Consider the following 14,358-nt stretch of genomic DNA (forward strand, 5'->3'; position numbering starts at 1 on the left):
GCTATTTTGAAAAACTTTTCATAGAAAATCTAATGATTGCCGAACAATCTAAATAGGCAAAAGAAAACAGACGATGGCTTATGCCACCGTCTGTTTCCTTCCATCCTCAATGTAGCTTACTTGTTATAAATCGCGTACATGATCACTGCTGCTTCCGCCCGCGTCGTATGTCCAAGCGGGTTCAGCTTAGAGCCGTCACCTTTCACGATTCCGTTCGCTACCAGCAGAGCCGCGCTGTCAGCCGCATAAGCTGCCAGTTTCCCTAAATCGGAAAATGCTGCGAGTTGCTGGGCGTTCCCTGCACCCAGCTTCTTCCCTGAAGCTTCTATCGCTCTAGCGGTCATCGCAAACATTTCCTGCCTGGTTATCGCAGCATTCGGATCAAATGAGCCATCCGAGCGTCCGTTCACAATGCCAAGCTTCTTGGCTATCGCTACCGCATCATAATAATAGGCATCACTCGCAATATCGCTGAAATTTCCGCTCGCATTCGCGCTCAGACCTAACGTTTTCACAAGCAAAGTAATAAAGTCTGCCCGCTTCACGTTTTGAGCTGGCGCGTAAGCTTTGTCCGACACGCCATTAATGATGCCCTTGGACGCCATCACCTCGACAGCTTGCTTCGCCCAAGCATGCTTGCCCAAATCGTCAAATGATTTATGAACGAGCACAACGCCATAGGCACTGAAGTGATTGACCGTAAAGACAACTGCGCCCTTGGATTGGTCGTATTTGCCGCTCGGTACGGCAGTGACTTTGCCGGTACCATCGATATGCCATACGGTCACATGCTCCGCGCTCGGCGCTTCATTGGCGCTTAACGCATAGTTAAGCGATACATGCACGGCTGCATCTGCATTGCTCCACTCTACCTTAACACCATCCACGTAAAGGTTTAGCTCGACGGCCGGGCGGCTGCCGATTGCGGTGCGCGCTTCTTCGCTAAGCTTAGCCTTGTCGGCATTGGCAATAACGATAGATACGTTCTTCGCACCCGCAGGAAGCGAATTCAGCATATGGCTAGGCACGATAACGGTGCCTGTATCCGTTTGAATCTCATACTGCACAGACAGCTTAGCTTCACTTATGGCTTCCTTAGGCAGTTGCACCTCGTAGCCTTTCGCGCCGCTCACTGCTGAAACCTCAATTTTGACTTGTTGTACATTTCCGCTTTGTGCTTGTTTCACTACAGCATCAATCTGAGCCTGACTAACCGTTGTTTTTCCTAAGCCGCTGGCCGCATCCAATACCGGTGCAGGCGCAGCAATGACCTTCAAGCCACCGGCAGTCGCCGTAGGCGTTGCGGCTGGCGGCGTGGCTACCGGACCACCCGATGTAGGCGTCGGTGTCGGTGCCGTTGATGGGGAAGGCGACGGTGCCGTCGTCGGAGTAGGCGTTGGCACCGTCGGCTCCTCGCCAGCCGAAATGATGTACGTGAATGGCGCTACGTAGCTGTCCTTCATGCCTGCTTTCACCGCGATGGTGCGAAGCACCGCCAAGTCCTTAAGCGTCAGCTCTCCCGTATACAGCTGGCCGTTCCCGCTGCTTGGAAGCGTGCCGTCCGTCGTGTAATAAATAGCTGCTCCCTCAGTGACAGAGGTTAGCACGACCCGCTGAGAGCCTTTGTAGGTGCCCGCTTTAAGCGATGCCCGCGGAATAGCCACACTGCCTTCCGCGACAGGAGCAGTCTCTTCCGTCTCCTCTAGCGTGATCCAGTCCAGGTTAGCTCCGTCATTGTTGCTTGTAAACTGAATTTCCTGAGCGCCCTCAGCCAATTTCACAATACCGGAAGTCTCGGTATACGTGTCCCATCCGCCGCTTGCGCCAAGTGGCGTCGTCGACAGCTTCTCGCCGTTGACCGAAAGGGTTCCACTCACGCCACCCTGCGGCGTTGCATAACGGTAAGTCACTTTATAAAAGGCTGTTTTTGCAATATCCACATCATAATATAGCGATCCAGCAGCAGCGATAAAGCCTACGTTTTTGAACAGCAGCGTTTCGCCGCTCATCTGGCTTTGAACAGCTGCCGCATCAGCACGGCTGTAGCTTTCCGCTTCGATCTTCATAGCTGCGCTCTCATCCATGACTTGAATCGCATACGGCTCGAACTTAATGCCTCTGAGCTCGTAACCGGAGGCTCCGGCGGCAAGGCGAAGCTTTTGGCTGCCCTCACCTAGAGCGATGACCGTACGCATCTCCACAACCTGATTGTAAAGATTCGGCACAGTTAGCGTTCTGCGTACGGCACCGTCCTGCGCCTCCAAGATAATGCCATTCATAGCTTGGCCGTTCGAAGTCGCCTTAAAGGTGACGACATACTCGCCAGCAGTAGGCACATTGACCAAATAGTCAGCGTAATCACCAGCATCAATTTGTGTCAGTCGGCTTGCGCTTCCTGTCCCTGTCACGTTAAATCCGTTAATTCGATTGAACTTGTCTAACGAGTCAAAAGCAAGCAGGTCCATCGGCGTTTTAACGTTTTCGGTTCCCAGCAGCGCTGCTGCTGCGGTTAACGCCGAACCGCCTGTTGAATCATCGTAAGCCTGTACAGGAACGTTCACCTGCAGCGCCAATTCGTTGTAATAAACCTTTTCGTTCCAATTCAAGGTTAGCTTCACCCTTGTAGGGCTAAGAAGCTCAGCTCCCCGAAGCGATACGCCGCCTAATGAAACAGCTGTTCCGGTTAGCGTAATGGCACTCAGCTTATCCGGCACGAACGTGCCGCCATTCAGCGTAACGGTAAGCTCTTTGCCATTAACGCCGTAAGGCAGGCTGCTCTCGGACAAGGTCAGTGTCTCAGGGTCATTGATAGCTTTGAAAACGACCTTTGTTTTCATCGACTGGCCCATGCTTCCGGATGCTGCCTCGTACACGCTGGCAGTTACCGTGACTGTCTGGTCCGTATCATAATCTCGGGCTGCTGATCCGCCAATCACGAGCTTCGCGGTATGGTCATCCGCACGGTAGACGCTTTCGACCACCGTTCCTGCATACCCCGAAATCGACCAATTGGAGGCGGTCAGCTCCTCCTTATAACGATCGTTAAGCAGTGTAACCTTAATTTCTTTGCCTGCCTCAGCACCTTTAATCACCGCAGAAGCATCTGCAAGTATTACCGGACCGATCGCAATCGCATTCAGATTAAAGCCTTGGTCTACGACTCGTACGCGCAGCGTATGGATGCCAGCCGTCAAAGCAATGGTATCCGAAGCGGTAGCCCATGTATCCCAACTGCCACTGCTAAGAAGCTCAGTGGTTGCCACAACTTGGCCTTCCGCAGCAAGCTGCGCCTTGGCCCCTTCATTCGTCGTCGAATACTGGTACGTAATGCCGTATTCAGCGTCATCCGGCACTTGAACGACATAATCCATCCAATCATTCGGATCAGCGTAGCTTACGGCCGAGCCATTAACGAGCACGTTGTGCGCAGCCGTGAATTTGCTGGCTTCTAGAAGTGCCGGCAGCTGTACCGGAGCCGTCTCTGATTTGGAGAAGGCAATACTCTTCATGTTGTAATCGTTTTTGCTGACGGACATCGTCAATTTGTGCGTACCTGCAGGAAGCGAGGTGCGAACGCGCTGATTCGCAAAATATTCCCACTGGTAAGTCGTTTGGTTCACGGGCAGCGTCACAAGCGGCTCACCATCGAGCTTAAAGCTGACCAAGCCATCCGTCTGGAAGCCAGCAAGCGCAAGATCGAGGTCGTATTCGCCAGCTTCCGCTACTTTAATTACATATTCAAACGAAGCCGTACCATTCGCTGCAAAGGAGCCCAGGTAACCGCCAGCATTAACCTGATATGCGCCTTCCGCCGATGCGAAGCGCGTAGCGTCTATCACCGCGGGTACTGCCGTAATTTGCGTACGGTTCCAGCGGTAAGTAGCCGCCGATTTAGCCGGGATAACCGCATCGATTTGCAAGCCGTCGACCAAAATTTTGAATGGCTGCGGATCGTTGGTCTGATTAATGACGACCGTTACGATCTCCTTGCCGTCCGGGCTTGCAAAAGCAACGTTCGTTACCGTTGCCGCAGAGCCGTAGTTGCTGTCGATACGCACATAACCTGGTTTAACAAACTTCGTATACTGGCCCATCAAATAATATTCAGGCAGGAGCCAGTAGGCATCAGGATTGGAAGAATCCTGCACGACAGGCGTTGGATCTGGAATACCGACCCATTGATGCGCAGATATATCACTGTCGAGCATCGTCACCCAACTGTTGTAGCTTTTCGCGTAATTGCGGAAATATTGTGCAATCCGGTCAGCGCCGGTCGTTCCCCATACGGCACGCTCGGTCAAATATACGCTTTTTGCCGGGAACAGCTTCTGAAGCTCTGTCATCATCGACAGTTCGCCGCCGTAATCGTGAAACGCCGTTCCTTCAATGGCGTCGTATGCGCCTTCTAACGGGTTGCCCAAAATTTGAGCCGGATACGCCATCGTGTCGCCCGGATTATGGTCGAACATCCACAGCTTCACGCTTTTGATTTTGGCATTGCTGTTTTTATCCAGCTCTGCGCGAAGCAGCTTGGCGAGGCGTGATGCCTGCTGCCAAGACATGGCCGTGCTTGGATAATCAATTTCAAGCAAAGGCTCGTTTTGCAGCGTCATGCCTTCAAAGTAGATGCCATGCTCCGCGTAAGCCTCCAAATATTTAACATAGTAGGTTGCAAGCACAGGCAGGTACTCTTCCTTCACCTGGCCTCTTATCATGCTGCCAGTCGTCTTCATCCAGCCCGGCGGGCTCCACGGCGAAGCAAAAAACTTCACATCCGGATTGATCGCCTGGATTTTCTTAACCGTAGGAATGATGCCGAAATCGATATCCTTCTGAATCGAGAACTTCTTCAGTTCCACATCCGTCTCGCCCGCTGGCAAATCGTTATACGAATAGAACTTCTGTGCCGTGAAATCGGATGTGCCGATCGTCAATCGAATTAGGCTCATGCCAATGCCGCTGTCCTTGTCAATCAGCTTGCGGAGCAGCTCCGTCTGCTTCTCTGGCGACATTTTCACAAGATTATGAATCGTTGACTCCTCCATGGACGAACCGATGCCCAGCATCGTCTGGTACTGCTTGTCAGGATCAATCGTAATGGCAGTTGCTGCCGAACCGTTCGGAAGCGAAAGCGCCAAATTCGGCTGCTGCTCCAGCTTCTTGTCCCCCGCATGATAGCGGTCGGCGTAATACCATTTGCGGTCGCCCGCATCGCGTTCGCTCGAAATCCATGACTCGACGGCTCCGTTAATGAGAGGAACTGCTCCTTCGCCGCCATTGCCCGGCCCCGGCTCCCCGCCGTCACCGCCTGCCGGCACATCGCCGGTACGCGTAAATTCAACCCAGTTAAAGTTCATATCTCCTGCGATAAACTCGAGCCTCAGCTTTTGCATGCCTGCCTGACTGAGCACGATGTTATCTACAGTAGCCGTTTGCCAGCTTTGCCAGCCACCTGTAGAGCCTACGCTCAATGTACCCAGCGTCGCTCCGCCTTCTGTCTTGATCTTCATGCCTGTCGCTCCGCCGTTGCCTGCATAACGGAAAGCTACGCTGTATGTTCCCGGCTCATTCACCTTGACGGCGTAATCCAGCCACGCACCAGCTGCCGTCCAACCGATGTTTTTACCGCCGCCGGTATCCTGCGTATCCTCGGTGTTCAGACCGCTGCTTTTCGCCGAGAAGGCTTCTGCTTCCACCTTGCCCGGTATCGGCAGGGATGGCAGCTCCGGCTGCACAGGCTTGGCAGGCAGCTCCGGCGTCGCTTCTCCGCTCGCCAGACCATACCCTACAGGGAACAACAGGTTGGCGCTGTTCTCTGCTGTAATTGGATAATTCGTCAAATAGAACGGCCATTTCATCGAGTTTTTCCCTTTGAACTCCTTATCGCCAATCAACACGTCAGCGACGCCCTGGCCTTCTGTTCCTGGCAGCCAGGCGGCAACCAAGGCATCCCAGTCATCCATTTGGTCCGCAATCGTAAGCGGACGGCCGGATACGAGCACGACCACAATCGGAATGTTCGGGTCTGCTGCGCGAATGTTCGCGATCGTAGCCAGGTCTTCCTCGTCAAGGTTCAGGCTTGTGCGGTCACCCGCCGATTCTGCGTAAGGCGTTTCGCCAACGACCGCAATTGCTACGTCATACCCCGCGGCTCCGCGGCCGTGTTTGTTATACGTCACCTGCTTCGAAGCGCCTGCAACTTCTTTTAAGCCTTCATATATTGTCGTTCCGGTTGTAATCGCACCGGAAGCGCCCTGCCATGTGATCGACCAGCCGCCGGACTGGTTGCCGATATCGTTCGCATTTTTGCCAGCAACGAAAATCTTGTCCATATCCTTCAGCTGCGACATAATCGGCGTACCGTTCACAACATCGTTTTTCAGCAGCACGAGCGATTCCGCAACAGCTTGGCGCGCCAGCTTGCGATGCTCGGGGGTTCCGAATTCACTGGTCAAGTCCGGGTCCGTCTTTGGATGCTCGAACAAACCGGATGAGATTTTCACTTTCAAAATCCGCAGCACAGCATCGTCAAGACGCTCCTCCGTAATGCTGCCTTCCTTCACAAGGCTAATGAGATGATTCAGGCTTGCCTTCCAATCACCCGTCAGCATGAACATGTCCACGCCTGCGTTGACGGACATCAACAGCTGATTCCTCAAGCCACTAACCGCTTGGCCCTCCTGATTGCGGTTAATTTGCTGAATAGCATTGTAGTCCGAAATAACAAAACCCTTAAAGCCAAGCTCGCCTTTCAGCACATCGGTGAGCAGCCTCTGGTTGGCATGCATTTTGAGTCCTTGAATGCTGTGGTAGGAGGCCATCACCGTTTGTACACCTGCATCAATCGCAGCTTTGTACATATCCAGATCACTCGCGATCAGCTCATCCTCCGTATATTTCGTTACGTTTCCTTGGTTCGTGCCGTTATCCGTATAGCCCTCGCCTAGAAAATGCTTCGCTGCGCCTACGACATGCTTCGTCTGGCTGCGTTCCTCGGCAGTCGCTCCTTGCAGCCCCTGAATATAGGCCGCGCCGAGCACCTTGGAAATCGCTTGATTGCTGCTGTAGCCTTCATATGTACGGCCCCAGCGTATGTCCTGCGGTGCAGCGATCGTCGGCGCAAAATCCCAATTCGCACCGGTTGCCCGGATTTCCTTGGCCGTTGCTGCTCCGATTTGCCTCATCAGGTCAGCATTGTTTGCTGCGCCGAGGCCAATATTATGCGGAAACAACGTCGCTCCCTTCACATTGTTATGGCCATGCACGCCATCCACGCCATACAGCAGCGGAATGCCCAGCCGTGTGGATAACGCTCCGTCCTGGTAACCGTCAATCAACGTCTGCCAGTTCTCGCGCGTGCTGTCCTGCTGCCTGCCGCCGGGGAATGATCCCCCGCCGCTAAGCACAGAACCGATGAAATAATGCTTTACTTCCTCCGGTGTAATATTGGACTTCTCCGGCTGTATCATTTGTCCTGCGCGTTCCTCCAGTGTCATTCTAGAAAGCAAGTCCGCTGCCCGGGCATCCACGCTCTTCGCTGGATCCAAATACGCCGGAAGCAATCCCGCAGACTGCGTCAGAGGCGCCGCGCCGACCGACAATAAACTTGTCATCAGCGAAACGACCAACAGCATTGCCGTCATCATGGATATCTTTCTTTTCAACCCAAACCCTCCTCAAAGACTGAAATAGTGGTCTCTTCGCCACGACTGCTTCACCTCGCGAATGACAGCCATAGACAAGATTATCTCCAAGTATAAAAGTGATGGCGGTTTGAAACTATGGCGCATTCTTGCGATCATGTGCGTTGTTTTTTCGTATTTTGCAAACGGTTCCATATCCGCACGAAGTTTTGCAGAAATAGACAACATTCCTCAAAATTTGCTAATTGGTACCAATAGAAACTACAATAGAGGTATAGCATCAAAAAAGAACAAAGGAGGCTGCGATAAATGAGTTCATTTTCTTCATGGCTGCAAAGCACCAAGCAAGGACTAAACGATCAGGTCAAGAAATTAAAAAATAAAGATTTTATGGACGCGGTCGTCGCGGGCTGTGCAATCGTTGCAGGAGCTGACGGTTCCATCAGTTCCGCTGAGAAACAAAAGATGGCCGGCTACATCAGCCGCAGCGAAGAGCTAAAGGTATTTGATATGACCGATGTGATTAACCGTTTCAACCATTACGTAGGCAACATTGAGTTTGACGGCATGATCGGCAAGCAAGAAGCGCTTAAGGCGATTGCCAAATTCCGCAGCAAACCGGAAATCGGCCGTGTTATCGTCGGCGTGTGCAGCGCTATCGGCGCCGCAGACGGCGATTTCGATATGCAAGAGCAGGCTGCCGTTCGTGACATCTGCAACACGCTAGGACTGAACCCAAGCGAGTTCAGCCTGTAAGAGCATAAGGCAAGCAAAAACGCCTTCGGCGTCCTTAAGACGCTGAAGTAGCTTTGTCGGTGAAATATAAGACTTCTTTATCATGTAAAACATATAAAGTCTTATCTTTCAAGGTGAAACGGTTATCGCCATCCTTTAGTGGCGCGGCGCGTTTCATTCCGAGAAATATAGAGAAGGGATAGCGAAATGATATCCTCTCCTATATTTCAAGGTGAAACGGCTAACCGCCGTCCTTTGGTGGCGTGGCGCGATTCATTCATATATTGCAAAAAAGAACCTCCAAAAGCCACAGGAAACTGGGCTTTGAAGGTTCTTTTTAGTTAGCGATGCCACTTATTTGAAATACACTTTTTACCACCGAACCGTTGAGCTGCTACTCCTTGCGAAACGCCTCATTGTAGCAGCGCCTGCATACCGGCTTGTAATCTTCATTGCCGCCGATCTGGATTTGCTCGCCCGCATTCATTGGCTGTCCGTCCAAATAACGGATGACCATCGTCGCCTTGCGGTCGCAAAACCAACAGATCGTCTTGATCTCTTCAATTTTATCCGCTTGAACGAGCAGGTTATAGCTTCCCTCGAACAGCTGATTTTGAAAATCATTTTTGAGCCCAAATGCCATCACCGGTATATTAAGCTCGTCCACCACCTGCGTAAGCTCCAGGATATGGTGCTTCTTCAAAAACTGCGCCTCATCAATAAGCACGCAGTAGATTTTGGAAGGTACCGCCGCAGCCACGCGCTCCTTCACGCTGTCATATAGATTCGTCGTATCCAGCACCGGAATCGCTTCCCGCTCAAACCCGACTCGTGAGCCTACTCGGTCCACGCCGCCTCGCGCGCTGACGGAAGGCGAGTAGATCAGCACCTGCTTGCCCTGCTCCTCATAATTGTGAGCAACCTTAATAATTTCAAATGATTTTCCGCTGTTCATCGTGCCGTATTTGTAATAAAGCTGTGCCAACCAAATCTCCTCCAAAAACAGTCAATGCTCCTATTATACAGGAAGCGGCGGCATGAAACGATTAGAACTTGCAGAGTTCCCTCATGCCGCTATGAACCGATGCCTAGAAGCTTTGTTTTGGCTTCGCCATAGGCTTTGACGATTTGCTGTATTTTTTGAAACTCCGGATCAGTGGGTCCCAAATCAGCCATAAACATCCGGTGCAAAATTTGATTATACATATTTTGACGGGTTTCCATGAGCTCGACCTCCAGCCGAATCAAATCCTCCAGATCATTCTCCTCAATGAGCCGCTCGATATCAAGCGATTGATCCAGAGGCCGGGGCTCCTCGTCAAAAATACGGTCGGAGCGGCCGCCAAGCCGCGGCAGCTCCTCATATTCGGCTTCCTGGTGACCCAGAGGAATTGAAGTATTTAACTCCGAGAGAATAATCCCCTCCTTAGCCAGCATGACCTGGAACGGCCGGTGCTGAAGCAGATCGGCAATGACGAGCCTGCTCATATCCTTGTTGCGGATAAGCGAGGAATCGAAAGGATGAAGGACCCATTGCTGCTCGCGGTAGAACAGGTTGAAGGTAAACCATTCACCGCCGTATATATAGCGAACATTGATATTTGACTCCGAAATAATTTCATAGGTAAACTCCAAATGGATTACCTCCGATCAGCTAGTATAATATAATTAAGATTATACCAAATCAGAGATAGCCACTACTAGCCTCTTCAAAAAACGCCCGGCTGGTCCACGATGGCTTCTGCTCTTTCGGAGCTTGCGACGACAATTAAAACGACAAGCAGCGCTGCTAAGACAATCCCGCTAATCATGGCGTAATCACCTCGTTTTTTCTTTAAGGCTATGCCGCCAGCATTCTTTTTATGAGCCATATCCTCCATTTTATTCATTATTAGACTCCATAAGCGGCATATAACCGGCCATAGCTGTCCGATTAGCAAAAACAGTCGTTTCGCGGAAAGCTTGGCATCCTCTGCTGTATTGCCTTTATCATTGTGTTTATTTATGCAAAAAAAGACGAGCCCAAGAGAGCTCGTCCGTCATGCGTAAGTTGAAAATATTACTCCAGAAAGCCTTTGGACGCTGAACTCGGAAGCTCCGATTGAGCTGCTCCCGAACCCCCTTGAATGCCTAAACGCTGGCCAACCTTTTGGTTGATTTGCGTCATTTTCTCCGTTTGCTGCGATACCGTTTGGATGATTTGGCGGTTTGAATTCTCGTACTTGTCCATTGCCGAGAACAAATCGGACATTGCCCGCTCTACCAGCTCCATGCTCATGGCCGGCTTGGTCAACGCTTGATTGGCTTTTTCGCTTGTTTCGTTCAGCAGTCGTGCATTTTCGGCAAATTGGTTGCCCAACATCTCATTCGTTGAATTGACCGCTTCGATTGCTTTCATCTGATCATCGATCGCACTTGCGATCAAGACCGATACCGACATCAGATGCTGCGTTTTGTCTATGGAGCTGTCTAGGGCATCCATCAGCTTGTCATTCGTGTCATTAATAATATCGGTTGCCGCAATCGCCTGCTGATACAGCATAATCATTTCCGTATACGTCTGAAGCTTGGTCACGACCTTGCGAAGGCCCCGCTCCAAATGCGTTTTCCGGTGTTCATTCTCGGGCTTCGCAATCTCATCCTCGAACATCTTCTTCAGGCGGTTGCCATATTCTACGAGCAGTTGCAAATCATATACGTTATCCAGACTGCTGCGCTTTAGATTTCTCATATGCACGACATTCTCTTCCAGATTATCACGACCGTCGCGCAGCGACTTTACGATGACTTGCACATTTGTTTTAGCCGATTGGTATTTGTAAATGTAGTTTTTCATCGGCGCTTTCCGCATCAGCTTCTGCACAAGCGTCAATTGCTTGCTTCGGCTTAAGTCCTCAACCTCGCTGCGCAGCTTCAGCATGTTGTTTGCTACCTCGGATCGTTTGCCGGACATGAGGTCAGACAGTGGTCTCTCCAGCATCGTCAGCGTCTGTCCGGAGCGCTCCAGCGTCTTTTGCCCTTTTTTCGTGATTTCATCCATTAGCGTATCGAGATGCATCGCATCCGTTGTCGCTACCTTCTGCATCGTGCTTTGTACTTCCTGCTCCAGCTTCTGAAGATCCTCGTTTCTTATCTGTACGAGTTGTTGTGCCATTATCCATTTCCCCTTTCGTTAATCAGTAATACGGTCACTTAATCCATTAGGCTCCATTGAATTAGTACAACGGTAGGTTAGCTAGTAAACGTGTAGTCATTCGGTAAGACAATCGTTTAGTTCTCAGGCAATCGTTTAGTCTGTAAGCCGGTAACGTTGTTGAATTAATTCTGCTTTCGTATGCAGCTCCATTAAGTCCTTCTGCTCAATCGTTTTCGTGTAGAAGGTAAGCTTGGAGTCGATATCCTTGATGCCATCGAGCAAAAGCCGCCTGTTTTTGCGCTTCGCTTCGCCACTTAACCGCAGAAAGGGATTAATCGTTGAATTCAAATCCTTTCTTATTAAGCGCACGATGTTATGATTAATGCTTGCATCGCCCAAGGCGACCAAATCCGGAATCAAACGGTTGAGACGTGCAAGCAAAGCCAGCGTCTTCTGAACAATTTCATCATCCAAATTATTTTTCTCACCCTCGAGCAAAATCATATCCTCGATAATTCCAATGTACTCTAGGGCAGAAGCAAGCTCTGGATCTTGAATGACCGGCTGCGATGCCGGAAGTTTGGCCTGTGCCGCAGCAGGAGCCGGGGATGAAGATCGTAATTCAGATGTTGGCTGGGGCGCATTGACCGTTCTCTGCTGCTCATGCTCTATTGTAGGAGGTTGGATTTCCGTCCGACCTCGCTGCCTCAGCGAAAGCGCGACTAGTATTCCCACTGCAGGTATGGCTATAGCTATATAGGGAGAAGAAACCCAATAAACAACTAGCGAGACCAAGTAGCTGCCTATCGCTATGCCTAAGGCTTTATTCGTTACATTCATTGCTGCACCTCCATTTAAGCTAGCTTATCCTCAAGTCTATGCTAGTCTCCATAAATCAATTATCTCGTTTTTCCTATAGGGAAGTCAATTTTTAAAAGAACAAAAATTCAAACAATTCAGTCAAGTGCAGATGGATCCGCACTTTTCAGTATAAATACAGTGCAACACTAAATCATCTACTGTATAAATTGAACTAAGTTTCTCGTATTGGTCGCTGCGCAAATAGATCATTCTTTACGATCGCGGTTGTAACCAGATTTTTTGATTGAATAAGACAGTTAAAGGTAAGAATCCGGCTACAAAAGGCGAACACTTCGTTTCTCCAGAACGATCTTCTCGCTTCGCTTAAACTTCATTTCTTTTGTTCCACATATATAGCTACATTACTTAAAATAGGTCTAAAAATTAGATCTATCTAGTCTCAACCCACCAATTTTCCGCTAAAACGCCAATCCAGAGTCATTTAGATCCAAAAAATAGACCTATTTCTCCCAAACTGGCTGCTTTACTCGAAATAGGTCTAAAAAGTAGATCTATTCCAGTATCAATCCATCAATTTTCCTCTAAAACGTCATTTCAGAGTCATTTAGATCTAAAAAGTAGACCTATTTCTCCCAAACTGGCACCATTACTCGAAATAGGTCTAAAAAAGTAGATCTATCCCAGGTAATGGTTAAGCAAGAAATAATTTATACGAAAACAGCCAAAGAAAAAGAAGGGACTCTCGCCGCCTTCTTGGTGGGTAACGCTATTTAGTGGGTTCAGTATATTTAGTGGATTCAACTTATTTATCGGGTTTAGCTTATTTAGCTGATTTAACCGATTTAGTTGATTCAGCTTATTAGTCGGTTTAGCCGTTATTTACTTAACCCATTTAATGATATAGCCTGTTAAATTAGCTTCACACATTGCCTGTTATCACCCATTAGTTCGTGATTGGCAAAATGTTTTCCTTCATAATAAGCGGCTGCTCCACATAGCCGGCTTGAATGCCAAATTGCGGAACAGGTGGTGCTACCTGTTTTCTTTGCAGCGCTTGAACGGCCAAATAAGGCATGTTTACGCCGGAGAGGCAGGTAATATAGAGGCCGCCGGACATGCGCGGATTGATTTCCAGCAATTTTGGCACACCGTTATTATAACGAACTTGAATATTAAAAGCATATGGAATACGCAGCGATGATGCAATTCGCTTGGCAATATCAAGCAGCTCTGGCGACTCTTCCAGCAAGTAGGTGCGCCCTGTTGATTTACGCCGAGGAATCGCGGTAAGCAGTTCACCCTCAGCGGTAGATACGCAATCGATGCTGTATTCCGTGCCATCGAGCAGTTCCATCACCATCAAGGGTTCAAAAGACTCCGTCAACGATAAAGTTTGGTAAGCTTGATCAAACGTCGTGGTCAGCGTCACGTAGCCATATAGGTCACGCAGCGGATCACGCTCGTTGTCGATAATGCGGAAGCCCATGCCTCCTTCGGATACCGTAGGCTTAAAGCAAACCTTATGTCCTGCTGCTACAAGCTCCTCATACGCTTGCTTGAATTCTTCTGCCGTATGGACGACGCGGTAGTCCGGAATCGTGACCAGCGCTTTATCCCGGATCGCTTCGTAAAACTTATCCTTCTCAATCATGGCATCAAGCAGCTCAATATCGCGGCAAACCATTACCTTCGTGCCAATCTCGTCAAACAAATGGACATATCGAGAAATTTCCTCCATATGCAGGCGGGGAATAAAAATATCAATCCGATTCGTTTTACAGAAATCTACGCAGAAATTCACATACTCCAGGCCAAAAACAGCAGGTTCTGTCCCGATATGATCGGACGCAAGCAAAGACATATGATTGATATCCGGATGTGTGCCAAAAAATTCAAACGCTTCGCCATCCGGATTATTGCGAATCATATTAATGTAGTGATACGCTACCGAAAACCAACGATTCATATATACGCGTGTCATGTTTGTCTACCTTCTCCCATGTCATTAAGAATAATGTACTG

General features: G+C 49.7%; 8 protein-coding genes. 1 reads left to right on the forward strand and 7 read right to left on the reverse strand.

Annotated elements, in window-relative coordinates:
- Positions 1-116 precede the first annotated feature (116 nt).
- Positions 117-7,664 carry a glycoside hydrolase family 3 N-terminal domain-containing protein gene (locus E0496_RS00450; RefSeq protein ID WP_241674468.1) on the reverse strand — a complete coding sequence of 2,516 codons (7,548 nt, stop codon included), beginning with the start codon at positions 7,662-7,664 and terminating at the stop codon, positions 117-119.
- A gap of 288 nt (positions 7,665-7,952) precedes the next feature.
- On the opposite strand from E0496_RS00450, the gene E0496_RS00455 reads away from it, so the two are divergent.
- A complete protein-coding gene (locus E0496_RS00455) occupies positions 7,953-8,399 on the forward strand; it encodes a tellurite resistance TerB family protein (RefSeq protein ID WP_141499667.1) in 447 nt (148 codons plus the stop codon).
- 373 nt (positions 8,400-8,772) lie between these two features.
- Here the strand turns inward: E0496_RS00455 and E0496_RS00460 are convergent, their stop codons facing one another.
- The 6 genes from E0496_RS00460 to E0496_RS00485 all read right to left on the reverse strand — a co-directional run bounded on the left by E0496_RS00460 (position 8,773) and on the right by E0496_RS00485 (position 14,317).
- Entirely contained in the window at positions 8,773-9,363 is a 591-nt protein-coding gene (locus E0496_RS00460; RefSeq protein ID WP_139993168.1) for a thymidine kinase, read from the reverse strand.
- A gap of 89 nt (positions 9,364-9,452) precedes the next feature.
- A complete protein-coding gene (locus E0496_RS00465) occupies positions 9,453-10,013 on the reverse strand; it encodes a hypothetical protein (protein ID WP_141499668.1) in 561 nt (186 codons plus the stop codon).
- A 74-nt stretch (positions 10,014-10,087) separates the two neighbouring features.
- Positions 10,088-10,267 (reverse strand): hypothetical protein, encoded by a 180-nt coding sequence (locus E0496_RS00470; RefSeq protein WP_141499669.1) that lies wholly within the window; start codon positions 10,265-10,267, stop codon positions 10,088-10,090.
- Positions 10,268-10,437: 170 nt separating this feature from the next.
- On the reverse strand, positions 10,438-11,532 hold the full coding sequence (locus tag E0496_RS00475) for a toxic anion resistance protein (RefSeq protein ID WP_141499670.1): 1,095 nt from the start codon (positions 11,530-11,532) through the stop codon (positions 10,438-10,440).
- A 135-nt stretch (positions 11,533-11,667) separates the two neighbouring features.
- Positions 11,668-12,354, reverse strand: a complete 687-nt coding sequence (locus E0496_RS00480; protein WP_141499671.1) for a hypothetical protein — start codon at positions 12,352-12,354, stop codon at positions 11,668-11,670.
- A 925-nt stretch (positions 12,355-13,279) separates the two neighbouring features.
- Positions 13,280-14,317: an ATP-grasp domain-containing protein gene (locus E0496_RS00485; RefSeq protein ID WP_141499672.1), complete on the reverse strand. Its 1,038-nt coding sequence runs from the start codon at positions 14,315-14,317 to the stop codon at positions 13,280-13,282.
- Positions 14,318-14,358 lie beyond the last annotated feature (41 nt).

The organism is Paenibacillus luteus, assembly GCF_006542765.1.
GTDB lineage: Bacteria > Bacillota > Bacilli > Paenibacillales > Paenibacillaceae > Pristimantibacillus > Pristimantibacillus luteus.

Coding starts and splice junctions, on each gene's coding strand:
- E0496_RS00455 (WP_141499667.1), top strand. CDS start 7,953: ATGAGTTCATTTTCTTCATGGCTGCAAAGCACCAAGCAAGGACTAAAC.
- E0496_RS00470 (WP_141499669.1), bottom strand. CDS start 10,267: ATGAATAAAATGGAGGATATGGCTCATAAAAAGAATGCTGGCGGCATA.
- E0496_RS00475 (WP_141499670.1), bottom strand. CDS start 11,532: ATGGCACAACAACTCGTACAGATAAGAAACGAGGATCTTCAGAAGCTG.
- E0496_RS00480 (WP_141499671.1), bottom strand. CDS start 12,354: ATGAATGTAACGAATAAAGCCTTAGGCATAGCGATAGGCAGCTACTTG.
- E0496_RS00485 (WP_141499672.1), bottom strand. CDS start 14,317: ATGACACGCGTATATATGAATCGTTGGTTTTCGGTAGCGTATCACTAC.